This window comes from Bifidobacterium panos (genome assembly GCF_012932445.1).
GTDB classification, from domain to species: domain Bacteria; phylum Actinomycetota; class Actinomycetes; order Actinomycetales; family Bifidobacteriaceae; genus Bifidobacterium; species Bifidobacterium panos.
Window position 1 is genome coordinate 34,176 of the sequence record NZ_JAAIIJ010000004.1, and the last position, 25,706, is coordinate 59,881.

Genomic DNA, 25,706 nt, shown 5'->3' on the forward strand with positions numbered 1-25,706 from the left:
ATGACGGCTCAAAAGACGCCGCGCATCACTGTTATTGGCAGTCTGATGACGGATCTCGTGATTTCTTCGCAGGAGTTTGTCAAGGAAGGCGAAACGATCGTCGGTGATGCGTTTCATCAATATCCCGGGGGAAAAGGCGCCAATCAGGCGGTAACTGCCGCACGGCTGGGCGCGCAAGTAACCATGGTGGGCAAACTTGGTGATGATGCTTTTGGCCGCGCCATGCTTGCGGCCTTGCAGGAGAACCAGGTGGATTGCTCATACATGTTGCGTTCCCCTGATGTGTCAACAGGTGTGGGCAATCCCCAAGTGGACGCTCAAGGTCACAATCGCATTGTTGTGGTGCCGGGTGCCAATATGGATTTTCATCCGCAAGAGCTGGAGCGTTTGCGGCCGGTGGTGGAAGCCAGCGATGTGGTTGTGCTGCAATTGGAAATCCCCCTGGAAACGGTATATGCAGCTATTGATATGGCATATGAATGTTCAACTTGTGTGGTGCTCAATCCGGCACCTGCCACGGCTTTACAGCCAGAGATTGCCGGCAAGGTGGATTGGTTGATTCCCAACGAGCATGAGGCCGAGGTGCTTACCGGCATACCTATCGTCGATATGGACAGCGCGTGGAAAGCGGCTGAGCGTTTGGCTGCAATCGGATATCGCAATGCGGTTATTACCCTGGGGCATCAGGGTGCTATCTGCTATAACGATTCTGGTTGGAGTGCATCCGTGCCCGCATATCCTGTTGATGCCGTGGACACGGTGGCGGCTGGCGATTCGTACATTGGAGCATTTTCCTATGGGCTGGCTGCTGGATGGAGTCCGGAACGCGCCATGCGGTATGCCTCTGCCACAGCTGCGGTTACGGTGACGAGAGCAGGCGCCATCCCTTCATTGCCGCATGCCAGTGAAGTTGCAACGATGTTGGGAAAGGAAGGTTGCTGCTGTTAACTTAAGCCAGTTGTAACTGGTTGATGAGACCTTATCTTCTTCATCCACTGCCGGCACAGGCTCAATGCCAAAGTCGGCTATTGAAAAGCGTCGAGCATGTAGTTTAGAAAGGACTGTTGCAATGGATATCAATTCGGGCTTCACCCGCCAACAGCAGCCAGCAAAACCCCTCCCGCACAGCAAGGTGTTTTCGTCCTATGCGGTTGCGGTGGCATATATGGCATATATTGAGGCCGCAGAGCGCGTTCCAAAACTCATAAGATGGGGCCGCAACGGCTGGAGAGTAGTCTGCTAGCGTGCCGCATGGTGTCAGGAGAAACTTATCGAAAGTTTCTTCCCCATTGCGTCAGCCAAAATGCCAAGGGTGCGAAAGGAAGGACTAATCCGGCCTTTCTCTATGCGGCTGATGGTAACTCGGCTGATTTTAGATTTTTCCGCCAGTTGCTCTTGTGTCAGTCCGGCGTTTTCTCGGGCTTGCATAAGAGCCACGGCGGCATCAAGACGACGTTCCTCCTCTTCAAGCAGCCGCTTGTCTTCGGGATTGCGGTACTTGCTCTCAACGAACTGGTCAAAATTGATGGTGGGCATAGTGTTCAGCGTTCCTTCCTGTATCGCTTCATTATTTCTTTCGCGCGCTCAATTTCCTGAGGCGGTGTTTTCTGGGTTTTCTTTGTGAAGCCGTGGGTGATGACGTACTTCGCCCCGACTTTCTGGAAGTAACAGGCCCTCTGTATGTTGCCGGCCACCTGTGATCGAATTTCCCAGATCTCGCCGTCCAATTTTTCACCCATTGCATTTTCAGCGAGATGGGTATGCCATGTTCTTCTATGCGCCGGACCACGGCATCGAACTTTCGTGCGTCCTTGGGCGGAAGACTGTCGTGCCATTCGATGAATGGGCATTTGCCGTCCGTGGCGCGGAAGATCTCGAACTGTGGCCTCTCCATGCAGACGAGTGTAGCATATTTGCTACATGAGGGCAATGCGATTCGTTCGCCCGCGTGGCCATTGTGGTCGGAGCCGGGGCGATGACTGTGTCGGAGCAAGTATGCAAGTCGAAGAATCTTGCTCTTCTGGTTTTAAGGTCAGAGGAGCTCTTCGTTGAAATTCTGCCATCTTTAGGCGGTAGAACGGTGGAATTGGCGCAGTGAGACGAAAGAGGGAAGTCGTGCGACACGCTGATTCTTTGCATGCTAAACGTTTGTGTTATTCTATGATCATCACAAACGTTTAGCAAAGGAGCGAGCGATGAATGCAAGGCCGACACTCAAAGATGTGGGTGCTGCCGCTGGCGTCTCCGTATATGTTGCATCGCGTGCTCTGCGTGGTGAAAGCGGAGTGGCTGCATCCACGCGGATTCGTGTGGAACGCGCCGCTGCCGAGCTGGGCTATGTGCGTAATGAAATGGCCGCCGGCCTGCGCATGAAGAACAGTCACACCGTGGGCATTCTTACTGCAAGCGGCAGGAACCAGTACTACTCCATGCTTGCTCAGGTGATCGACAGCACCCTTCGCGAATATGGCTATTATGCCGTGGTCAGCGACATGTTGAAGGACCGCGCGGGTATGGGCGAGTCTGAAGAGCAATCTTTGCGTTTGTTGTTCGAACAACGTCCGGCGGCGATTGTGGCAACGTATGCCCTGAGTAAATCCGCTTTGAAAATCATCGAATCGTTCCACGTGCCGGTTATTTTCGTGGATTCTCCTTCGACTGTAGCCGGAGATTGGCCTTTTGTCGGGAGCGATAATCGGCAGGCGGGAAAACTCGTCGGTGATTATTTGGGGCGCTTGGGGCACAAGCGTATTGCGGCGGTCTCTTATCCGGCTTCCTGGCCCACCGGCAAGGCCCGTATCGAAGGGCTTCGTGAAGCCGCTGAGTCTTGCGAAGCCGATGTAACGGTGGTGGAGTGCGATAACACCCCTGAGTCCGCCTATGAAAACCTGTCCCGTGTACTTCAGGAAAGAAACGATTCAGCGTATCCAGATGCGGTGTTCGCCTTGAACACGATGATGGCTATGGGGTCCTTCCGGGGCCTGCAGGAGAACGGTTTCCACATTGGTCAGGATATCTCGTTGATTGCCATGGACGATTTCGACTGGGCTCCCATGCTTACCCCTCCGCTGACTGTCATCTCACAGAATATGGATGAAATTGGCCGTCAGGCGGGCCGGTTTGTGGTGGACGCCATTCGCGGCAATGCATTGGCCGGGCAAAATCTCATCATTCCGGTGAGACTGATTGAGCGTCGTTCATGCGTGAATTGGAATGAGAGTGCAGAGAGGAAAGGTGATAGCAATTAAGATTTGCCAATAGTATCAAAGGATTTCGGCCGCGAAGCTGCAGTTCGGAAATCCAATTGATCTAGTGAATTTTCCTCGTGAGGCGAAATGTGAACTGATACCGTCGGTTGGCGGATGCTCGTTCGCCCCTCCATCATCATTGGTGTGATGCGGCGTTTGCCGTATCTAAAAAATAAACGTTTAGCATAACAATCACTAACAAAGGAGTGTAAATCATGGCATATGCAATCGGTCTGAACAGCGGTTCCTCATTCGACGGTGTCGACGCTGTGCTCATTGAAATCAATCAGGCTGAAGACGGCAGTGTTTTGCCGCCGAAGTACATCGACGCCTTGTCCATCGACTGGCCAGAGGATATTCAGCAGCAGGTGCTTGCGGCATTTGACGATACTCTGGGCATCTTCAAGCTGACTCGTCTGAACTACGTATGCGGTGCGGTGTTCGCGCAGGCCGCCTTCGAACTGATGAAGAAGCATAATCTCACCGGCAAGGATATCGACGTCATCGGTTACGACGGTCAGACCATCTATCAAGAGCCGCCGGAGCATGACCAGATGAAGCAGTATGACGCATCCTCCCCGTTCTATGAGATGTGGACCAAGTATGGGTATCCCTGTGGCCTGCAGATCGGCGAGCCGGGTGTAGTCTCCGTGCTGACCGATGCCCCAGTCGTAACCCAGTTCCGCAGCGTCGACCACACGTTGCAGGGCACAGGCGCTCCGCTGATGCAGTACTTCGACTATGTGCTGTTCCGCGACGACAAGCCAACCGCGACCCTGAACATCGGCGGCATCTCCAACTGCCATGTCGCCTGCGCCGATCGTTCCAAGATGCGCGCCTTCGATTGCGGTCCGGGTAATGTCATGATCGATCAGGCCATGCGCGTGCTGTATGGCAAAGAATACGATGCCAACGGCGAAACCGCCGCGCAGGGTACCGTCAACGAAGCGATGCTCGCCGAGATGCTCGAACACCCGTTTTTCAAGCGTGAGATTCCGAGATGCGCATGGCGTCTTGATTTCGGCGCTGAATACACCCAGTCGATGCTTGACAAATACGCCGATCTATCCAATGAGGATAAGCTGACCACCATCACCGCATTCAGCGCCGAGGCCATCGCCCGCGCATTCAGCGAATTCATTCTGCCGACGGGCCTGGGCGTCGATCGTCTGATCGCCTCCGGTGGCGGCGTGCGCAACGACACATTGATGAAGATGATCGCCGAGCGCTTGCCGGAAGGCGTTCAGCTGGAGACCTCCGACATTATTGGCATTCCTCCGCAGTATAAGGAAGCCATCAAATTCGCTACCATCGCCTTTTCGACAAAGCGCAGCATCGCTGACAACATTCCGGCGGCATGCGGCGCGACGAAGTTCGGCGTGCTCGGCAAGTTGGTGCTTCCGCCAAGCCAGGCCAAGCTGACCGACTGACGAATCCTATATCCACCGGTAATTGGTCGGCGCAGAAGCGCAGGAATCCTGCGCCGTCCATATATCAAATCTGGAGCAAATATGATCGATTCCACTACTAAACGGACTTCTTTACTGCTGGAAGTGTCCAACGTTACCAAGAAATTTCCCGGAGTCCTCGCGCTTGATGGAGTGTCATTGAAAATTCATCCCGGCGAAGTCCATGCTTTGATGGGTGAGAACGGTGCCGGAAAGTCCACGTTGATGAAAATCATCGGAGGAATTTACAAAGCGGATGAAGGCACGATTACCTTCAAAGGCCAGCCCTACCAGCCGGATGGGCCCGCCGATGCGCAGTCCAAGGGTGTGAGTCTTATCCATCAGGAACTCAACTTGGTGCCGGATCTCACGGTAGCCCAGAACATTTTCCTCGGGCGTGAACCGATAGGTAAAACGGGCGTATTCCTCTCTGAAGAACAGGCTGTTGTTAAAGCGGATAAACTGCTCAAATCCATCGGCGTAACCTTCAGTTCCAAAACGCTGGTGCGTGATCTGCCGGTGGCCAGCCAGCAGATGGTGGAAATCGCCAAGGCGATTTCCTTTGATTCTCAGCTTTTGGTGATGGACGAACCGACTGCAGCCCTAACCGATCGCGAGGTGGAGGCACTATTTAAACTCATCCATGATTTCGTTTCTCCGACGACTGCGGTGATCTATATTTCGCATCGCATGGAAGAGCTGATGCGCATATCGAACCGTATTACCGTGTTCCGTGATGGATGCTTCGTCAAGGAAGTCAAGACGGAGGAAACCAGTCGAGATGAAATCGTCAAGCTGATGGTCGGCCGTGACATCGCTGCTTACTCCCGTCCGTCGGCCCGAGTCGAGGGTGCGCCTGTTGCGATGAGCGTGCGCAACATCACCAACACAATGGTCAAGGACGCATCATTCGATGTCTATCCTGGGGAAATCCTTGGATTCGGAGGTTTGGCTGGTGCCGGGCGAACCGAATTGGCTCGTGCCATCATCGGCGCGGATCCCCATAGTGCGGGGCAGGTGACGGTTGGCGGCAAAACCGTTAACATACGCAAGCCGTCCGATGCCGTGGAAGCCGGCATAGCGTATCTGTCCGAAGATCGCAAACAGTACGGCTTAGTACTCGACAAGACGATTGATGACAACGTCGCGCTCGCCTCGCTGAAGAACTACGTCAATGCGATTGGCTGGATTCGTGATACGAGAATCACAAAGACCTCAAAACAGTACATTGATGCGTTGAGTGTCAAAACCCCGAGCTCAAAACAGCTGGTGAAAAACCTGTCCGGCGGCAATCAGCAAAAGGTGGTCATCGCAAAATGGCTTGCGCGTGATTGCGATGTGTTGATTTTCGACGAGCCGACGCGAGGCATTGACGTGGGCGCCAAACAGGAAATCTATGAGCTGCTGGATGAGCTTGCGCGCGGTGGCCATGCCATCATCGTGATCTCATCCGAACTCGAGGAATTGCTTCGAGTCTCCGATCGCATTCTGGTGATGTGCAACGGATCCATCACCGGCGAACTCGACCATAGCGAGGCGACTCAGGAAAACATCATGGAGCTCGCCACCACGTTCCGTAAATAGACATAAGGAGTCAAAATGACGTCAACCAATGAAACCGCCAATATGACGAAGAATTCTTTGCTCAAGCGGTTCAACTCTAATTCGTTGCAACAGCTGCTGATTTTTGCTACATGGATTGTGCTTCTCATCGGATTTTCCATTGCCGATCCACACTTCATGCGTATGGGCAATATCGTGGCGTTGCTGCTGGCCTCCGCGGTGACGGGTATTCAGGCGCTTGGTGTGACGTTCACCATCGCCACGGGCGGCATTGACATCACCCCTGGTCTGGGCATGGCCATGACGGGTGTTATCACTGCCATGTGTATGACGGCATTTCATCTGCCTATCTGGCTTGCGGTATTGGCCGGTATTCTCTCCGGCGCGGTGCTTGGTTGGGTCAACGGTCTGCTCATTGCGGGTTTCGGTATTCAACCCATGATTGCCACATTGGCGATGATGCTGGTTGCGCAAGGCGTCGCGCTGATTTTGTCCGGCTCCAAGCCTGTATATACCACTGATGAAGTCGGATTCGATCAAATCGCCCGTGGCACGCAGATTTTAGGAATTCCTAACGCGGTGTGGATCTTCCTTGCCGTGGCCGTGATTTCATGGATTGTGCTGAATAAGACCCGACTGGGGCGTTACGCACTATCCATGGGATCCAATGAAGAAGCCACTCGTATGTCGGGTGTGAATGTCCGCCGTTGGAAGTGGGCCGTCTACGTTCTGGCGGGTTGCTTCACCGGTCTGTCCGGTGTGGTGATGACCTCGCGTTTGTCCGCGGCACAGCCTGCCACCGGTTCCGGATATGAGATGTACGCCATCGCGGCAGCCGTCATCGGCGGTGCTTCTCTTGCTGGTGGGCGCGCGTCCATTACAGGTACCGTCATCGGTGCGCTGATTATCACCACGATCAACAATGGCTTGCAGATCATGTCCGTGCCTGATCCATGGCAGAAGGTGTTCCTCGGCATTGTGGTGATCGCCGCTGTGCTGGTCGATATCTATCGGCAGCACAATGCCAAAAAAGTCAAATAGTTGATCGGGTCCATAGCATTCGTCAGTGTCCATAACTTAACGGCATCCATAACTGAACAACGATTATCAAGCAGATTCATCCAAACAATCACAAAGGAGCCTTCAATGAAGAAGAGCAAGTATATAGCCTTGGCTGCGGCCGCCGCCTTTATGGTCGCCCCTCTTGGTGCCTGCGGTGCGGGGCAGTCCAACGACAGCGGATCCAAGAATTATGAAATCGCCATGGTGGCCAAGGGCTTTTCACAAAGTTTCTGGGTCTCGGTGCATCAAGGCGCAGATGATGCGGCGGCGAAGTATGGCGCGACGGTCACTTTCAATGGTCCGGACAATGACAGCCAGGTGGATAAGCAGGCCGATATGGTGCAGAATGCGATCAATAAGTCGCCGGATGCCGTGGCCATTGCCCCGCTTGATGAGGCCGCCCTCACACCGGCCGTGCAAAGTGCGAAAAGTGCCGATATTCCCCTGTTCGCCTTCGACACCGCGTTTGAGGAGAATGCTGATGCCATTACTTCCACGGTGAAGACCAGCAATGAGGAAGTCGGCAAGGTTGCTGCCGAGAATCTGGTCAAACTATTGAATGGCAAGGGCAAGTATGCTGTGATTGCGCATAGCCAAACCGATGCGACATCCACGGAACGGCGTGACGGCTTCTTGGACTATATGAAGAAGAACGCTCCGGATATGGAAATGGCCGGTGAAGTGCAGTACAGCAATGCCGATCAGGCAAAGGCTCAGGACATCGCCAGCGCCATTCTGCAGGCGAATCCGGATCTTGATGCCATCTTTACCACCAATGAAGCCACTGTCGTAGGGGCCGCTACCCCTGTTGAATCCTCCCAGAAGTCAGGGCATGACGTACTGCTGATAGGTGTGGATTCCGGCAAGGCGCAGCAACAGTACATTCGTGATGGGGTGATTGTCGGTTCCGTGTCGCAGAACCCGTATCAGATCGGCTATAAGACCATTGAGAACGCGGTCAAGAGCCTCAAAGGTGAGCAGATCGACAAGGTCATTGATTCCGGGTGCTTCTGGTACAACGCCGACAACATCGATGATGACGATGTGCAACAGGCTATGTATGAATAAAGCGCGTGGATAAGGCGCACTTAGGTGTGACTCGTGCACGATTCGCCGAAACGATCATTTCGGCGAATCGTGCATTTATTTCCCTTGGAACTACTTGGAGCAGACCCGCTAAATTGCTACATGAGGGCAATGCGGTTTGTTACATCGCTTTGAGCTGGTCGATGGTGACGAAGGTGTAGCCTCGGGCTTTCAGGTCGTCGATGATGCGGGGCAGGGCTTCGATGTCCTGCGAGCGGTCGCCGCCGCCGTCATGCATGAGCACAATCGCACCGTTGTGCGCATTGTTCAGCACGGTGTCGTGAATGGCGTTCGCGCCCGGCCGTTTCCAATCCTCGGTGTCGATGTCCCACAACACATTCATGTCCACCAGCTCGGCCGCCGCCTTCCACTGATCCACGCCGAAAGACCCATATGGCGCGCGCAGCACTTTGGTGTCCGCGCCTGTCGCCGCCTTGAGATTGTCGAACCCGGCTTTGAGTTCCGCGAGCATCTCGTCGTTGCTCATCTTCGGCAGATACGGGTGCGTGTTGCTGTGACTGGCCACCTGATGCCCCTCGGAGAGCATGCGCTTCGTTGCGTTTGGGTATTGCGAGGCGGAGTTGCCCAAGTTGAAGAATGTCGCCTTCACGCCTTTGCTTTTCAAAATATCGAGAATCGCGCTGCTGTATTGGCTCGGCCCATCGTCGAAGGTCAACGCAATCACCTTGCCGCTGGCAGGTCGCGGCGTGCGCGACTGGACGATCAGCTTCTGCGGCTCCTGCGTGATGTCTTTGTCGACTTTCTTGTTCGAGCGCTCGCCCACCCACACTTCGCGTTCGCCGTCTTTGCCTTGTTGCTTGACCTCCTGCAACGGCCCGTGCGTCAGATCGATGTCAGTGTCATACGGCACGGTTTCATAACGCACGCTGTGGCCTTCCGTCAGGTCCTTGCCTGAAGTGACGGTAATGGCATCGTTTTCCTTGATCCCGGTCGCGTCGCGCTGCTCAGGGTTCACGGTCTGCCCATTGCGCTCGACCTGAACCGCTTCACCGCCGCTCTGGTCAATCACGTCGCCTGTGATGTCCAACAATCGCCCGGGCTTGGCGTCGAAATTGTCGTTATCCTTCAACAGCGAGGCGATGGTGCTGTCCACGCGCACCAAGCGCTCGCTCTTGTTCACGGTGATGGAAATGCGACGCCAATGGCACATCCACATATACCCGCCCGTGCCACCTCCACCCAGCACCAGCACGACGGCCAGCACGATGGCGAACACGCGCAACCCGACGTGAGGGGATTTCGGCGGTGTCGCGCTGTTGCCGAATGACAGTTCCTCCATGGCCCCCTGCAACTCGGTGTTGTTATCGCTCATTGCTGCTCTTCCGTCATGCCCGCTGTGCAGGCGCTATTCTCCAATTCTCAGGTTCCATTCTATGCGCTGCGCCCGTGGCCCCGCGCCGGGTGATGTCGTTTCGATCATTTGTCATTTCGAGCGAGGCGTATGTTGGTTTGGTTATTTGTCATTTCGAGCGAGGCATAGCCGAGTCGAGAAATCTTGTCGGCTGGGATGTAACGTTGGCAGGAAGATTTCTCGGCTTCGCTTCGCTCCGCTCGAAATGACAGTGATACGGTACGGCCTTCGGTCGAAATGACAGTGAGACGCCGCCCCTCACATGACTTTGGTGAGTTCCAAGTTGTGGCTGATCCAAGCGTTGAGGCGGATCACCGGTTTGCGCAACAGCAAGCCCAGCAGTAGCGAGGGGATGAGGAACAGCGCCAGCTCGCCCAAGTCGGTCCAATACTCGGTGCCATATGAGCCGGCCATCGCGGCGTGCATCGCATCGATGGCGTGTGGGAACGGCAGGAAAGGATAGAGCGCGCGGAAGAACGACGGCAACGTCTCGATGGGGAAGGTGCCGCCCGAACCGGCCACCTGCATCACCAGCAGCACCACGGCGATGGCCTTGCCGATGTCGCCGAACGAGACGGTGAGCGTATAGACGATGTTCGAAAACACCAGCGCCGCAACCCAGCCGACAACAATGAACTGCATCGCGTGGTTGGCCTGCACGCCAAGGAAGAACAGATCACCCAAGCACACCAGTGTGCCCTGCAACAGCGCGAGTAGCGCAAAGAAGGCATATCGCCCGAAGTACTCGTGCCGAAGATGCAGTCCCCACTTTGCGGCATTGCCCGGCCTATCGGGAACGACGCCCGCGCCCGACGGCAGTGTGTCGCCAAGCCCCAGCACACGCGCCTTCTGCCGGTCGGAGATGCCCACCTTCATCATGGCGCACAGGATGACCGCGCCCACCCAAATGGCCAGAATCGTATAGAACGGCGTCATGGCCGAACCGTAGTTCGCAATGGGATAGATCGCCACGCGATTCAGCTCCACCGGCGCGCTCAGCAGTGTGGCGATGGTGGAGCTGTCCGCATTGGTCAGGGTTTCCAGCTCGCTATTGTCCGAGGATGAGGCATCGTCGCCGTTCGCCTGTGCGTTGAGCCTGTCGATCAGGGCGTTGATGGTGTCGGCCGCCTTGGTGAGCGTGCCCGCCACGGTGTCGAGCGTGGAACGAATATCGGAAACGTCCAAACTCACGTTGCCCGTGGCGGAATCAATGCTGCCGGCTGTGTTGCTCAGCTCGTCGATCACACTGCTGGTTTGGTTGATCAGCGTGTCCACCGACTCACCCAGCGCGTCGAACTTCGGCTTGACGTTCGTCGCGTAGTCGTCGCGCACGGTGGTGATGGAGTTCTTGGCAGTGTCGATCTGACTGATGATGTCCGTGCGCGATTGGTTGGTGACTGTCGAGCTTTCGGTGATCTTTTTCGAGGCGGCATCGATTTTGTCCGCAAGCTGCTGGGTGTCGCTTTGCGCCGTCTGCAATGCTTTGATTTCGCGGTCGATGGCGTCGAGCAAAGGCTGCTTGGACACGTTGGAATCGGGCAGCTGCTCAACTGCCTGGCGCATCTTTTGCAGATCGGTGTTGTATTGCTCATATACGGACGTGCCGCTCGACACTTGGTCACGCAGCTTGTCCAACTGCTTGCTGGCCTCGCTGGAGTTCTTGTCGGGTGTGCTGAGTGCCTCATTAACCTTGGTTTTGAGGTCGTCGAATGACGCGGAGGCCTGTTCCAACGCCTCGTTGACACCGGCGGTTACGCTCTTGCATGCCTCGGATAGCGAGCTGGCACCTGACTTGCCCTGGTTCAGCGCCTCCTTCGCCTGATCTCCCACCGAGGAGGTGGATTTGAGCAGCTTGTTCGTGGATTCGATGATGTCGTTGGCTGAAGCGAGCAGATTGGAATAGGCCGTCGCTTGGGCCGCCGCACCGCTGAGCGCCTTGGACATCGTCGACAGGTTCTCGTTGGCGTTCGCCACATATTCCGACATCTGCGGGCTGTCGGAATAGTTCATCAGGCTGGAGGCCAGATCAAGCCCCACCTGCCCGATTGTTTTGGCGAATGTGGTGTTGATGGTGTCGGACACCGTCGATGCCCCTTTGTCGGTGATGTGCGGGGCGATGGGGTTGACTTTCTCGTTGAGGTAATATTCCAGCTTCGAGTGCTGGACTTTTGTGGAGAACAGCGTCATCATGTCTGCGCTGAACTCCTCCGGAATCACGATAGCCGCGTAATATTTACCGCTTTTGACGCCATCGACCGCGTCATCACGGCTGACGAACTGCCAATCGAGCTGATGATTGGAGCGCAAGGTGCTGACCACCGTCTCGCCTATGTTCACGCGCACGGGGATGAGGTCGGATTTGTATCCGGCGTCGGTGTTCGCCACGGCCACCTTCAACGCGGCGGTGTTGCCGTAGGGATCCCAGCTGGCGGCGATATTGAACCACGCATACAGCGCCGGCACGAGCACCAGGCCCATCGAAACGATTACGGCGATTACGTTGCGGGTGGCGTGGCGCACGTCGCGCTTGAAAATACCCCAGATGAACTTCATCGCTCACCTCCTTGCGCGCGATTCGTGTTATTCGTGTTATTCGCGCTGTCCGAGCCGTCCGCATCGTTCGAGTCGCCCATGTTGTCCGCGAAATCCTCAGGCCGCGCACTTTGCGCATTTTGCCCATTCTGAGAACATGTCACATGCAGCGGATGGAACCTCATGCCTTTATGAAACAGCAGGTTCTCGCGCAGAATGGCGTTGCGGAACTCCGCACCGCTCATCGTCTCTTCGCCCAAGATATTCGCGTAGCGCTCGCGTAAATACTCCACCACAATCAAATATGTGTCGATCACGATAATCGAAATGATCCACGCGCTCAGCATCGCAATCTTCAGCTGCGTGACGAACAAGAGCAACAGGAACGCGAACGGCAGCACCCCCAGAGTCAGGAAACCCCAGCGCACCAGGCGCGGATACAGGCGGAAGAAGCCGCGCGCCTGACGCGCCATCATTTCCGGATATTCCTTGGCGAGCTGTTGCGCCGCGACCGTCAGACGCAAGGGTTCTTCGAGCCCGGCGTTGTGTTCGGTGATCATCAGATCGGTGTCGGCCAGACGGTTGTCAAACAGGCGGTTGAGGTTCAGCGCGAGCTTGCGCACCACCAAGCCGACGAACAGCGAGACGGGCAAATACCAGAGCAGCGCGAACATGTTGAGCCAATAGTGGTTGCTATACAGCCCTGCGATCGGCTCGCGCATGGCGTTGATGCCATAAGTGAACGGCAGGAACGGCTTGAGCTTGCGGAAGAACTCGGGCATCATCTCGATGGGATACAGGCCCGCCGCGCCCGGAATCTGCACAATCACCAGAATCACCGCCAGGGCCTTGCCGATATGCCGGAAGGCGGCGGCCAGCGCGTAGATGATGTTCACATAGATGAACGATTCGAGCAAGCCCGCCAGAATGAACAGGAACGGCTGTTCGCACTGAATGCCCAGCGCGAGGTCTCCCACCGTGGCGATCAGCGCCTGCAGGAAACCGACGGTGACGAACAGCAGCCAGCGGCCCATATAGCCTTGGCGCGGCGTGTAGGCGCGAATCTTGTTGTCGCGGTCGACTTCCAGCTTGTAGATGGCGACGAGCACGAAACCGCCCACCCACAGCGCCAGATTCGTATAGAACGGCGTGACGGCGGAACCGTAGTTTTCGACCGCATAGAGCACTTTTTCTTCCAGTTGCACGGGTTCGCCCATGAACTCGCCGATTTCGCTCGGGTTGATGCCGAGCGCTTGAGAGAGATGTTCGAACAGTTGCGAACTGTCAAGCGCGGCCATGTCGGTGCGCGTGGTGTCGAGCTGCTTGACCAAATCGTCGATCTGCGTTTGGGTGGTGTCGAGCGTGTTGCCGGTCTGCTCGATGGTGCGTGCCAGCTGGTCAAGCAAATTGTTGCCTTGGCTCAGGCTGTTGCGCAGCGCTTCGAGGGTGCCGGACAGGGAGCCGCTGGCCGTGCCGAGGGCGTCGAGGCCGTTGTTGAGGTTCGGCAGGATGTTACCGGAAATATTCGCGCGCGCGTTTGTCAGGGAGGTGATGCCTGCGGCTGCTTTCTCGCCGACGGTGGTCTCGAGGGCGTTGGCCGTGCTCTTGCCCGATGAAATCAGCGCGGTTGTGCTGCTGGCGAAGGTGTCGAGTTGCTGTTGCTGGGTTTGCACTTGCTGGCGTGCGGTGGCGATCTGGCTCGAAAGGTTTTGGTAGGTTTTGCTGCTGTGATCGAGGCCGCTGGCGTCCAAGGCCTGTTGCACGGTGTCGAGCGTGTTGCTGGCTGTGGTGTTGGCTTTGCGCATGGCGCTGGAGACGCTGTCGCAAGCGTCTTGTGTCTTGTTCAGGCCGCTTGTCACATTGCCGGTGGCCGTGTTCACGGTGATTTGCAGTGAGGCCAGTCGGGTGCTGCCGTTGTCAAGCGCCGTGCCGAGGCTGGTGGCGAAGCTGCCGGCTTGCGTGCGCGCTTCGGCGAGTAGTCCGTTGGTGGTCGAGGCGGTGTCGATTGCGGCGGTGATCTGCTTGTCGAGGCTGGCGTTGGACTGTTTCGCCGCGTCGATGGTGTTGTTCGCCTCGTCGAGCGTGGTGCGCATATCGCGCAGCCGTTGTTGCGTATCGTTGAGCTGGTTGATGGTATCCGTCAAGTCGTTCACCACGTCGCGTTGCACGGTGTCGGCTTTGTCGGTCATCTGGCCGGCGGTTTTCTTGACCTGTTGCGCCACCGCGTCCGACACGCTGGATACGAATGTGGCGTTGATTTGCTTGTCGATGGTGCTTGCGCCGCTATCTGTGATCTTCGGCGCGATGGCGTTTTTCTTTTCGTTGACGTAATACGTGATCGTCGGGCGCGTTTCGTCGCCGCTGACAGCACCGATGAGGTTCTTGCTGAAGTCCTTCGGCAGCACGATGGCGGCGTAATATTTGCCCGAGTGCACTCCCTCGACAGCTTGGCTTTCGTTGACGAACTGCCAGCCGAGCTGCTGATTGGTCTTGAGCTTGGCCACGGTTTGCTCGCCGGCATTGAATTGGCCCACCAACGTGGAATCGGTGCCCGCATCTTCGTTGGCCACGGCCACTTGGATGTTGCCGGTGTTCGCATAAGGATCCCAGTTGGCGATGATGTTGCACCAGGCGTAGAGGGAGGGGATGATCGCCACGCCCAAGGTGACCACCAGAGCCACCGGGTTCTTGAGGATGCGCTTGAGGTCGCGGACATAGATGGCGAAAATCGTGCGCATCACACCTCCCTGAAAGCGAAGCCGTATCCCGTAAAATACGAAGCTTCTCAAAATACAACTCAGTAGGAACTATAGGGGAGCATGAGGTCATTTTTACTCTTTGAGATGGAAATAAGACACTCCTATCCGCAGTGTCGAATAGATGGTCGAATATCCGTTCGGTCATGGCAGCAGCCTCCCCATTACCAACCAGACGCCCCACTGTCCGTTTCGTCATGACAGACGGTCTCGCCTGTTACCAATCGGACGTTATCGTGTCCGTTTCGTCATGAGTGGAGTTGCTTCCCATTACTAACCGGACGTTATTGTGTCCGTTTCGTCATGTCTGGAGTTGTCTCCCGTTACTAACCGGACGTTATTGTGTCCGTTTCGTCATGTCTGGAGTTGCCTTCCGTTACCAATCGGACGGAATAGTGTCTGATTGGTAACGAGTGGTGATGAAATAAGTTGTGGGAAAGGGTGGCGCGATAATAGGAGCCATGACTATTGCAACTCCTGAACGCTATGCCGAAATGCTGGATGCCGCACGTCGCGGTGGATATGCCTATCCGGCCATCAATGTGACCAGCACGCAGACGCTGAACGCCGCTCTGCAAGGCTTCGCCGAAGCCGAGTCCGACGGCATCATCCAAGTATCGGTGGGAGGCGCGGCCTATCTCTCCGGCCAGCGCGTGAACGAGCGCGTGACCGGTTCGCTCGCCTTGGCCGCATTCGCGCATGAAGTCGCGGCGAAATACCCGAATGTCACCATTGCGTTGCACACCGACCATTGCGCCAAACAGTATTTGGACGAATGGGTGCGCCCGTTGCTTGCGCACGAGGCCGATCAGGTGGCGCATGGCCGCGAGCCGCTGTTCCAGTCGCATATGTGGGACGGTTCGACGGTGCCGCTGGCTGAAAATCTGGACATCGCCGAAGAGCTGCTCGACAAGTCCCAGGCCGCGCACACGGTGCTGGAAATCGAGATTGGCGCGGTTGGCGGCGAAGAGGACGGGCACAGCGCCGAAATCAACGACAAGCTGTATTCCACCCCGGCTGATGGTCTCGCCGTTGCGCGCCGGCTTGGGCTGGGCGAGCGGGGCCGATATATGGCCGCGTTCACGTTCGGCAACGTGCATGGTGCCTACAAGCCCGGTGTGGTCAAGCTGCGCCCGGCGCTGTTGGGGGAGATTCAAGCTGAGGTGGCGCGCGCGGTCGCTGACGGCGAGTTGCCGGACGCCTCCCATGCGCTTGATGTGGCCGAAGACAAGCCGTTCGCGCTCGTATTCCACGGCGGTTCCGGCTCCTCGCCTGAGGAAATCGCCGAAGCGGTGAGCCATGGCGTGGTCAAGATGAACATCGATACCGACACACAATATGCGTTCACGCGCGCCGTCGCCGGGCATATGTTTTCGCATTACGATGCCGTGCTCAAAATCGATGGCGAGGTCGGCGAAAAGAAACTCTATGACCCGCGCTCCTGGGGCCGCGAAGCCGAAACCGCCATGGCCGCCCGCGTGGTCGAAGCCTGCCAGCAGCTCGGTTCAGCCGGCAAAGCATTGAAATAGCATATATCCGCCGGTTTAGGCCAGGGGGTAACCTGCTTAAGGCGGAAAACGCACGCACGCTGGAGGTGCAATAATGCCAGGAATCGTTCTGATTGGTGCCCAATGGGGAGATGAAGGCAAAGGCAAGGCGACCGATTTGATCGGCACGAAGGTCGATTATGTCGCGCGTTTCAACGGCGGCAACAACGCGGGGCACACCGTGGTCGTCGGCGACGAATCATACGCGCTGCACCTGCTGCCCTCCGGTATCATCAACGCGAACGTCACCCCGGTGATCGGCAACGGTGTCGTCGTCGATATGGAAGTGCTCTTCGAGGAAATCGACGCGCTTGAAAGCCGTGGCGTGGATTGCTCGCGCCTGCTGGTCAGCGAAGCCGCGCATGTCATCACGCCGTATCACCGTATGCTCGACAAGGTGACCGAGCGTTTCCTCGGCAAACGCAAGATCGGCACCACCGGTCGCGGCATCGGCCCGACCTACGCGGACAAGATCAACCGCGTCGGCATCCGCGTGCACGACCTGTTCAACGCCGAGCATCTGCGCGACAAGGTGGAGGCCAGCCTGCACCAGAAGAACCTGATGCTCATCAAGCTGTATAACCGCCGCGCGGTGGATGTGGATCGCACCACCGACGAGCTGCTCACGCTTGGCGAACGACTGAAGCCTTATGTCGCCAATACTTCGCTGGTGCTCAACAGGGCGCTGGACGAAGGCAAGACCGTGCTGTTCGAGGGCGGCCAGGCCACCATGCTCGATGTGGATCACGGCACATATCCGTTCGTCACCTCCTCCAACCCCACCGCCGGCGGCGCATGTACCGGCACCGGCGTTGGCCCCACGCGCATCGACCGCGTAATCGGCGTGTCCAAGGCATACGTCACCCGCGTGGGCGAAGGGCCGTTCCCCACCGAACTCAACGACGAATCCGGCGAGTGGCTGCGCAAGCAAGGCCACGAGTTCGGCGTCACCACCGGCCGTCCGCGTCGTTGCGGTTGGGCAGACGCCGTGGTGAACCGTTACGCCGCGCGCGTCAACGGCCTAACCGACATCGTGCTCACCAAGCTCGACGTGCTCACCGGCCTGAAGGAGATCCCGATTTGCGTGGCTTACGACGTCGACGGTGTGCGTCACGACGACATGCCCACCGATCAGGTCGCGTTCGCCGCCTCCAAGCCGATTTACGAAACCATGCCTGGCTGGACTGAGGACATCTCCACTTGCCACAGCTTCGACGAGCTGCCGGCCACATGCCAGTCTTACGTAAAGCGCCTGGAGGAACTGAGCGGTTGCCGCATCTCCGCAATCGGCACCGGTCCCCAGCGCGACCATATCATCTCCGTGCACTCGCTGGTCGGCTGAGCGGTGAGCCAAGAGAATCAAAGGATTTCGGAGGATATAGGGGGTAATGCCGCCGGACTAGTCGGCGTGAGGCTTATTACGATGAACACTACGGAACAATTTCCTCAGACACCGGTCGCGGCTCCGCTGACTGATGTTGCGCAGGCTGATATCGCCGAACCGGCGCCTTCCACGCAGGAGATGAGCGTCGCGCATGCGAAGTTATACGCGCAACCCACCCCGCACCCCACGGGAGCCGCCGCAGTCGAACAGCCGCCGCAGATTCCGCTCGCGCCGATCAAGCGCGTGCGGGCGCAGTTCAATCCGCTGGCCGACGGCATGCTGTATCTGGTCGTGTTCCTCGGCGGTTGCCTCGGCACGGCCATGCGATACGGCATGACGCAACTGTTTCCGCAGCAGCAGCCGGCTTCGCAAGGAATGCTCAGCGCCTTTCACACCGCCACGTTCTGCTCGAATATGATCGCGTGCTTCATCTTCGCCGCACTCACCGAATACGTCTCGCAGGCTTCCTGGATTCGCAAGCGCACGCGCCAACTCACCTCGCGCGGCGTGGGCATGGGCATGTGCGGCGGCTTCTCCACGCTATCCGCCATGGTGATTGAGGAGTTGACCGCGATTCGCGGCGGTCAGATCGCCAGTTGCATATGCTATACGCTGGCCAGTTTCATTTGTGGTTTGCTCGTCGCCGCGGTGGGCGTCCGATTCGCGTCGGCGCTCGCGTTGCGCCATATGTCGCGGGTGATTGGTGCGGCCGAAGCTGCAAGTCGAATGGAGGCGGCTGTGCAGGGCGGCAACGTCGGTGCGCCAAGTGTTGATGTTTCGCATGCGGCTGGTGGTTCAGCTACATCTGGTATTCCAACCATGCCCAGTGTTTCAGCCGTGCCTGATATTTCAGCTATGACTGGTACGGCTGGCATTTCAGTCATATCCAGCGCTTCAGTCCTGCCTGATGTGTCTGGCGAATCTTCCGGCATTTCTTCAGATGTCTCCAACACTTTTGGTGCACTTAGCGCGGCGCGAGCCGAATCGTCGGCATCCCAAACCGGCAATGACGGGCAGTCGTTTGCCGAAGCCTCGGCAACCCGGATGCCAGGCGCAGGCGTGGTGGAGCTTCCCGCATTCGAGCCCACCCCCGTCACCGATGAGATCCCGTTGGTGGGAGATCTCTCCACCGGCGAAGCGGTCGAGGTTCAAGCGGTGGGCAGCGAGGGAGTCGAGCCACGCGGCGCGGCTTTGAAGACGCGGGAGGAGATGCCGCTGTGATGTTCCTTCTGGTATGTGTATTCGGTGGACTTGGTGCCGTGACGAGGTTCGTGGCGAATACGTCGGTGCAGCGTTGGTGGAATCGTGCGTTCCCTCTAGCGACGTTGGTGATTAACATTCTGGCCGCATTCTGTGCGGGCGTGGCCGCCGCGACCTATGCCTCGGGCGGCACGGCGCAAAGCACCTATCTGCTGTTCGTCACCGGCTTCCTCGGCGGCTTCTCCACCTTCTCCACCGCCATCAACGAAATGCTCTCCCTGGCCCGCAGCAAAAAATTCACCCTCGCCGCCGGCTATTTCGCCGCCACCATCGTAATCCCCTTCCTCTGCGCCGCCATCGGCTGGTACCTCGCCTCCCCAGGCCGCTGAGCGCGCGCCGATTGCTGTGCAATTTTTCAGCCCGCGAACCGGGGAAGGCATTCATTCAGTGGGATGATGTGCAGCAGTCGATTATATTGCCGCTTCTCCAGTCAGATGGCGGTACAGCTCGGTGTCCAGAGGCTGATCCAGCCGTAAATTGGTGATGGTGACTTTGACTGTTCCGGTGCCATCAGAATCAGGTTTGACAGTGGGCACTGGTTCACTAAGCGCCGTGATATGACCGACGTAATAGTACTGGGCTTCCTTGGCTTCTTCCTTACGCATGACGAATAACGGAATAAAATGGGAATCCCTCCAGCCAGAAGCACCGAATCCATCGTAAATCCACAGAAATTCAGGCGACTGCGGTGTTCGGCCGTTCTTACTGAACCATCGCATCTCTTGCGGATTAAGGAACCGGTCTTCATACTGACTTGTCGCATATTTGACGAAAATCGGCATGGTGCCGGTCTCACGATGAGTGAAATATCCGCCGACATTCTGGCCATTCATCTCTTTGCTCCAGCCGAGTAGACGTTGTACATCAGCCAGTGTGTATTTGCGTTCGTAGAGGAATCCGCGATCCAATTTGCGTTGTTTGGCCTTCGCCTCACTGAACAGATCCCTGCAATTGATGAGACCTGTGCGCAACGTATCCGCAAAAAAGACGCGGAACGTGCGGTTGCAAGCGAGCATCTCGGCGAACTGTGTGCTTAACCCCACTTTTCCATCATTGGATACGCTAATCAGCGGCGTTGCCCCGAAACGCTTATGATTCGCTGCGGTGAAATAGGAGAAGTCGAGCACACCAAGCGTTGATTTCAATTGTGAATGCGAATGATAGGCGGCAGGGAACCGTTGGACGATGGCGTCATTCAGCTCATCCATAGAGAACGACTCCGTGGGACGCCAGCTCACAGCATCGCCGGTCTGCTCGATATGTTCCTCTGCGAATTGGCAGAGACGATCGAGCGCCACCAGCTCATGCGGTCGCAAGCCCGGCAGCAGAATCTCGGTCGCCATTTTCAATATGCCGGCTTCTGTGGCCGTGATTGGTTCGAGTTGCTCCAGGAACGACGATCCATCAGTATGTTTGCCGCGGCTCAAGCTCTGCTCCCGAGAACGCACGAACGACAGATAATCACTGTTTTTGGATGCCATCGTAAGCGGCAGCGACGGATCATGTCTGTATATGTCAGTAAGCATGGGTATGCGCCCTAACTGGAACCTCAGCTGACGGTACTGCTCGCTGAGTTTCTTCATATCCGACCAGTCGGCTGTATCCAATGATTTGAGAATGCGCTCCTTGGCGATGGGGTCGAAGCTGATTGACGACAGTCCGATGGTCTGTCTCTGTAGGTTCTTGCGCGCGGCATCACGATCGCCCGTGTTGCCATAAAGAGCTACGGGAATTAGATAGTTGTTGTTATAGTTCCCGATGAAATCGATGACCGTAACGCTTTCCTTATGAGGGAACTTGCGCAAGCCTCGGCCAAGCTGCTGAGTGAAGATGATGCTGGATTGCGTGTTGCGCAGCATCACGATTTGGTTGACTGCGGGGATGTCGATGCCTTCATTGAACAGATCAACGGTGAAGATATAGTCCAAACCATCGGGATCGCTTTCATCCAATTGAAGACGACGAATGGCCTCGTCGCGTTTCCCCTCTGACGCCTTGCCTGTCAGCGCTATGGTCCGGTATTTGCGTTCTGCTTGTTGATTGGTTTGTTCATTGAACAGATCGGAGAGCTCCTGGGCTTCATCGACGCGACTGCAGAAGACCAGGCCGGTGACCTGCTGATGATACGGGCCGTACTGTTGCAATTTATCGATGATGTAACGCACGCGCTCGCGAGTGGCGAGCTGGCTGATCTCGTAATTTAGCTGGCCGGCATCGTTGGATGACAGACCTTGAGATATGTTGATCTGGTGCGTCGTCTCGTCGGGGTCGTCATCTGAGCCAAGATATTCGGCGACGCCGTAGTAATGGAACGGACAGAGCATATTCTCATCAAGCGCTTTTTGCAGTCGAATCTCATAGGCGATGTTGTGGCCGAACAGCTCGAAGATGTTGATACCATCAGTGCGTTCCGGAGTAGCGGTCATGCCGAGCATAAAGTTTGCGTCCTTAAAGTGCTCGATGACTCGCTGATAGCTCTCCGCGCCGGCATGGTGAACTTCGTCGATGAGGATGTAGTCGAACTCGTCGGAAGCAAATTGGTTCAGCGTTTCTGGCTGACTCATGGTTTGCACGGTGGCAAACACGTATTTGCGATCATGTTCCTTGCTGTTGCCAGTGAATAACCCAAGTTCCGCGCTCGGGCAGTCGAGCACTTTTTGGTAGGACTCCATTGCTTTGGTCAGGATCTGCTGTTGCTGTGCGATATACAACATGCGACGCGGTTTGACGGCGCGCACGTCAAATGCGGACAGATACGTCTTGCCGGTGCCGGTTGCCGAAATGATTATTGCGCGATGCTCACCTTTTTTGCGTAATTCTGCAAGATTCGTCAGAGCTTCCCGCTGCATGGCGTTCGGCTTGATTTCAAGGTTTTCAAGACCTTTCAGTATCTCGCGGCGTGGCGGCGCGTATTTCTTGAAGTCCTCTTCATATTGTTTGATCCACTCTTCTGTGAGCGGTATGGAATCCTCGATTTGCGAATCCAGCTCCTTACGGAACTGTTTGACTAATTCGCCGCCTTCCAGCGAGGAGACCTTGAGATTCCATTCACGTTGGTCTTTCAGCGCGGCGTGCGTGAGATTGGAGCTGCCGACGTATAGGTTGTAGTAGGTTTTGCCATCCTCCATGTGATGGGCGAAGACATATCCTTTCGGGTGGAAAGGCTGACCGCCACTGTTCCGCGACGAAGGTTCTTCCGCCTTCTCTGCCCATATACGCACGTCGACACCAGTCACGTTCTTCAGGCGCAACAGATCCCAGAATGCTGCAGGGGCGTTGAAATAGCTCTTTGTGGAAGTGATGAGCCGGCTTGGGGCGCCGATGCCTTTGCTTTCGTGGTCTTTGAAGTTCTCAAACAGCGTTCTGATTGTTTCTGCGGCAACGAAGGCTACGGAAATGTCGAAGGAGTCACTTCGTTCCAGTTCTTCGCCGAGCACTTTTCTCATCGTGTTGCCTCCCTGATTAGAGATCAATCGGGGCGCATAGATGCCAGGTGCGTTTGAACGTGACTGGATAAGACCGGATGTTACGTCTTCTAGGACTGATGAAGCATTGTCGTCGAGTGGTGGTTCCGTGGTCATGGTAGTAGATATTGTGTCGTTGCTGGTTGCTTCTTGCGAAATGGACATCTGAACCTTATCTGTTGCTGAAATGCATGTTTGAGAGAAGCTTGACGGCTTCGCGGTCTGCCGGAGCCCAGTTGAGTGATGGCATATCGGCTGGTGCTAGCCACTGGATTTTGTGATGTTCGGTCAGTCGCGGCATGCCGTTCAATAGATGACAGATAAACGTTGTAAGCTCGACTGTCCCGAAATCATATTGCTGCGTGGAAGTACACACTTCATCACCGACTTCAATCTCGCATAGCAGCTCTTCTTCAATCTCACGATGCAAAGCTTCTCGCGCCGTTTCGTGCGTTTCGATCTTGCCACCCGGGAACTCCCAGTATCCGGCCAAAGATTTGTCTTTACCGCGTTGTGCGCACAGTACCATGCCGTCGCGCACAATCGCAGCGCCGACAACTCGGATTATTTTACCTTCGCCGGTGTTTTCCTGTGCCATGAAGATACCCAATTCTCTAGCTTTCAGAGACAGACCCAGGATACAGCGATATGGTTCTCAACTGCGGCATTCCAACCCATTTCGAAGAGTTTTAAAGCCTACGTTCCAAAACAGCCCTGGCGAGTATCTGACTTCGACCAATCCATGACATGCCTTCGGCATAAGTCTTACCGCATAATAAGCGCGTGAAAATATGCCGCATGAATATGTCTTCGTGCGGAATGTCAAGTCGGATGGTAATCAAGCACCTATTCGCATTTCGTCTTGATCCCGGATGTGGCTTGCAACTGCGAATAATGCAACAAGGAGTGCGTGGAATCAGGAATGTCGTTCTCTCAATTTGCCCGTGTCCTTGGTGGGGATGGAAAAGAGGTTGAGTGGTTTTTCATCGTTGAAAGGAACAATGGCGACACGATCTTCTATCGATGTGGTAAGCTCTGCTTTTCCGGCAGCCTCGCAGAATTTCTCGATTTCATTTTTGCGACAAACCTTCATATCTTTGGTGAAAACATAGATAATCAGGCATACCTCCTTGTCCTTATTCATGCGCTCGCATATCTGCTTCCACCACCAGCTGTCACTTTTCCCTAGCGAAGTGCCGAAGATGACGAACAGATTTGTTTTGCCGAAATACCCTTTGTATCGTTGCGCATACTGGGCGTTTAGATCCTTCAGGAAAGGGGCATTGTTAGCATCCTCGCTGTAAATCAGTTCATCTTTATTAACGCCGAATAGCAATGAGCGTGGAATGGTATATTCCCCGTGCGGGTGTACAACATCAAGAAAGGCGTATGAGGAGAAAACTAGGTCATCCCTGTGTCGGCGCCTTGAATAGCAGCACTTGGGATCAGCATCGAACCTAAAGAATGTATCAATGCCTTTTGTTGTGTTCGGGTTGCGGTTCATCTGAAGCGGGTCCAGATACAGATAGTTGTCGAAAAGAGGGGTGAAATTAAAATTCACCACTAAATAGTTCAGCACGGAATAATTGCCTTTAAAGCGCTCTTTGCACTCATCTTTCTCTGGAGAATAAAACGACTCAACGAAGGGGATGATATGGTTAAATTCGTCTTCGCTGAGGTCTCCGAGAAAGCGTGAAATCGAGACAATGGAGCGTCCGTGTCCGCCATTCCAACGATTTTCGGAGCCATTGAGCTCATCAATCTTTTGACTGGCGAGATTGTCGAGATCAATTAGCAGATCATCGGTCACGATGAGCTGCAAAAAAGCGACGAATTGTTTGCGAATGTCAGTCAAATCCTCTGTCAGCTTATCGCATTCGTTTGGCCTATCCGCGGCAATTTTACCGATACCGATCTCGAAGTCGCACCAGTCGGTTTCCGTGGACGTTTGCTTTGCATCCTCTTCACGCTCCGACATCCAATTGTAAATAAGGTTGTCTTCGTTGAATCGCTTGAAACGCACTTCACGTTTCAGGAAGTCATAAAAGTCGGCATAACTAGTGTTCCATTTGCAAGCTGGTTGCAGGGCTTGGAGTATTCGGATGTCGAACCCGTTGCCCACCAGAAACATCACATTGTGATAGTTCTGTTTTGTAAATTGATGTAAGTCAGTATCGTTAAACGTCGGGTAAGTATACGGCATGATTTCCTTTGTGTTTGACGCAATGTCTCACTAACTTCCATGAAGACATGCGTCATAATAGCTGTTTTCTCCCGCGATGCCAAATGATGGTTGTCTGGTCATTTTTGGACGTGATGGAGGCTTTCCTTGCATGCAAAGAGGTCTGTCATGGTTCGACACTCACATGGTTGTGGTCATCAGCATCCACGCCATGCGTGTAACAGAGAACCATGGAAGAAGGCCTAACGTACCACGTTTAATTCCTGTAAGCCTTCTTTGGTGCACTTTGTTCTTGTATGGGGGAGCGCTTCAAACGGTTCGAGAGGAAATTGCTTGAGGTCTATGTTGCCGGTTTCAAGGAAATGCTCTACCGGACAATCATGCTTTGCGAGCGGGGGTGATCATGGTGAGCATCATCACGGAGGGCTCTTCGGCGTAGACGGTGTGCGGGATGCGGGTGGGGAAATACACCAGCCCGCCCGGCGTCAGCTCGGTCGTTTTGCCGTTGCCCGTAATCGTGAGCCGGCCCTTGAGCGTCTGCACGAACACCGGCATCGCGGCGGTATGCTCGCTCAGCTCCTGCCCCTTGTCGAAACTGAATAGCACCACATTGCCGCCTTCCTGGCTCATCACGGTGCGCGAGACGGTGGCATCAGGTTGAATGGAAATCAGCGAGTCGAGATCATCGATAACCCCGAGTTCCAGCGGCTCGGTTTCGGTTGTATTGGCCATATCGGCTGTATTATGCGTCGTTGCATCGCTCATGGTCATCTGCACTCCTTTAATTTTCTCGTTTAGTTTT

The 25,706-nt window shown here is 55.6% G+C and carries 19 protein-coding genes; 10 read left to right on the forward strand and 9 right to left on the reverse strand.

What is annotated here, in order from left to right; all coding sequences use genetic code 11:
* A complete protein-coding gene (rbsK, locus tag G1C94_RS02255; RefSeq protein WP_172144267.1) occupies window positions 1-948 on the forward strand; it encodes a ribokinase in 948 nt (315 codons plus the stop codon).
* A 309-nt stretch (window positions 949-1,257) separates the two neighbouring features.
* Here the strand turns inward: rbsK and G1C94_RS02260 are convergent, their stop codons facing one another.
* Complete coding sequence (locus G1C94_RS02260; protein WP_172144269.1) at window positions 1,258-1,536, reverse strand: helix-turn-helix domain-containing protein; 279 nt, start codon at window positions 1,534-1,536, stop codon at window positions 1,258-1,260.
* A gap of 5 nt (window positions 1,537-1,541) precedes the next feature.
* Window positions 1,542-1,739, reverse strand: a complete 198-nt coding sequence (locus G1C94_RS07665) for a type II toxin-antitoxin system RelE/ParE family toxin (RefSeq protein ID WP_216656786.1) — start codon at window positions 1,737-1,739, stop codon at window positions 1,542-1,544.
* Window positions 1,740-2,195: 456 nt separating this feature from the next.
* On the opposite strand from G1C94_RS07665, the gene G1C94_RS02270 reads away from it, so the two are divergent.
* From G1C94_RS02270 to G1C94_RS02290, 5 genes are all read left to right on the forward strand, one after another.
* Entirely contained in the window at window positions 2,196-3,248 is a 1,053-nt protein-coding gene (locus G1C94_RS02270; protein WP_172144271.1) for a LacI family DNA-binding transcriptional regulator, read from the forward strand.
* A gap of 215 nt (window positions 3,249-3,463) precedes the next feature.
* A complete protein-coding gene (locus G1C94_RS02275) occupies window positions 3,464-4,678 on the forward strand; it encodes an anhydro-N-acetylmuramic acid kinase (RefSeq protein ID WP_172144273.1) in 1,215 nt (404 codons plus the stop codon).
* Between the two features lie 81 nt (window positions 4,679-4,759).
* Window positions 4,760-6,280: a sugar ABC transporter ATP-binding protein gene (locus G1C94_RS02280; protein WP_172144275.1), complete on the forward strand. Its 1,521-nt coding sequence runs from the start codon at window positions 4,760-4,762 to the stop codon at window positions 6,278-6,280.
* A gap of 42 nt (window positions 6,281-6,322) precedes the next feature.
* A complete protein-coding gene (locus G1C94_RS02285; protein ID WP_253902277.1) occupies window positions 6,323-7,300 on the forward strand; it encodes an ABC transporter permease in 978 nt (325 codons plus the stop codon).
* 105 nt (window positions 7,301-7,405) lie between these two features.
* Window positions 7,406-8,389 (forward strand): ABC transporter substrate-binding protein, encoded by a 984-nt coding sequence (locus tag G1C94_RS02290; RefSeq protein WP_172144279.1) that lies wholly within the window; start codon window positions 7,406-7,408, stop codon window positions 8,387-8,389.
* A gap of 139 nt (window positions 8,390-8,528) precedes the next feature.
* Here G1C94_RS02290 and G1C94_RS02295 read toward each other — a convergent pair whose 3' ends face one another.
* The 3 genes from G1C94_RS02295 to G1C94_RS02305 all read right to left on the reverse strand — a co-directional run bounded on the left by G1C94_RS02295 (window position 8,529) and on the right by G1C94_RS02305 (window position 15,049).
* Window positions 8,529-9,740, reverse strand: a complete 1,212-nt coding sequence (locus G1C94_RS02295; RefSeq protein ID WP_172144281.1) for a polysaccharide deacetylase family protein — start codon at window positions 9,738-9,740, stop codon at window positions 8,529-8,531.
* Between the two features lie 297 nt (window positions 9,741-10,037).
* A complete protein-coding gene (locus tag G1C94_RS02300; protein WP_172144282.1) occupies window positions 10,038-12,332 on the reverse strand; it encodes a YhgE/Pip domain-containing protein in 2,295 nt (764 codons plus the stop codon).
* Window positions 12,329-15,049 (reverse strand): YhgE/Pip domain-containing protein, encoded by a 2,721-nt coding sequence (locus G1C94_RS02305; RefSeq protein ID WP_172144283.1) that lies wholly within the window; start codon window positions 15,047-15,049, stop codon window positions 12,329-12,331. Before G1C94_RS02305 ends, G1C94_RS02300 begins: the two co-directional genes overlap by 4 nt.
* Window positions 15,050-15,528: 479 nt before the next feature.
* On the opposite strand from G1C94_RS02305, the gene fbaA reads away from it, so the two are divergent.
* The 4 genes from fbaA to G1C94_RS02325 all read left to right on the forward strand — a co-directional run bounded on the left by fbaA (window position 15,529) and on the right by G1C94_RS02325 (window position 19,587).
* Window positions 15,529-16,596: a class II fructose-bisphosphate aldolase gene (fbaA, locus tag G1C94_RS02310; protein ID WP_172144284.1), complete on the forward strand. Its 1,068-nt coding sequence runs from the start codon at window positions 15,529-15,531 to the stop codon at window positions 16,594-16,596.
* 73 nt (window positions 16,597-16,669) lie between these two features.
* The gene (locus G1C94_RS02315; protein WP_172144285.1) at window positions 16,670-17,956 is read left to right on the forward strand and encodes an adenylosuccinate synthase; all 1,287 of its coding nucleotides are present in this window, start codon (window positions 16,670-16,672) and stop codon (window positions 17,954-17,956) included.
* An 81-nt stretch (window positions 17,957-18,037) separates the two neighbouring features.
* The gene (locus G1C94_RS02320) at window positions 18,038-19,219 is read left to right on the forward strand and encodes a fluoride efflux transporter FluC (RefSeq protein ID WP_172144286.1); all 1,182 of its coding nucleotides are present in this window, start codon (window positions 18,038-18,040) and stop codon (window positions 19,217-19,219) included.
* Window positions 19,219-19,587, forward strand: coding sequence for a fluoride efflux transporter FluC (locus G1C94_RS02325; RefSeq protein ID WP_172144336.1), 369 nt, complete (start codon window positions 19,219-19,221; stop codon window positions 19,585-19,587). The genes G1C94_RS02320 and G1C94_RS02325 overlap by 1 nt, the downstream gene beginning before the upstream one ends.
* Window positions 19,588-19,668: 81 nt before the next feature.
* Here the strand turns inward: G1C94_RS02325 and G1C94_RS02330 are convergent, their stop codons facing one another.
* The 4 genes from G1C94_RS02330 to G1C94_RS02345 all read right to left on the reverse strand — a co-directional run bounded on the left by G1C94_RS02330 (window position 19,669) and on the right by G1C94_RS02345 (window position 25,669).
* Entirely contained in the window at window positions 19,669-22,887 is a 3,219-nt protein-coding gene (locus tag G1C94_RS02330; protein WP_417852143.1) for a DUF3427 domain-containing protein, read from the reverse strand.
* A gap of 7 nt (window positions 22,888-22,894) precedes the next feature.
* On the reverse strand, window positions 22,895-23,320 hold the full coding sequence (locus tag G1C94_RS02335; protein WP_172144287.1) for a (deoxy)nucleoside triphosphate pyrophosphohydrolase: 426 nt from the start codon (window positions 23,318-23,320) through the stop codon (window positions 22,895-22,897).
* Window positions 23,321-23,638: 318 nt separating this feature from the next.
* The gene (locus G1C94_RS02340; RefSeq protein ID WP_172144288.1) at window positions 23,639-24,925 is read right to left on the reverse strand and encodes an AbiH family protein; all 1,287 of its coding nucleotides are present in this window, start codon (window positions 24,923-24,925) and stop codon (window positions 23,639-23,641) included.
* Window positions 24,926-25,282: 357 nt separating this feature from the next.
* Window positions 25,283-25,669: a cupin domain-containing protein gene (locus G1C94_RS02345; RefSeq protein WP_417852144.1), complete on the reverse strand. Its 387-nt coding sequence runs from the start codon at window positions 25,667-25,669 to the stop codon at window positions 25,283-25,285.
* Window positions 25,670-25,706 lie beyond the last annotated feature (37 nt).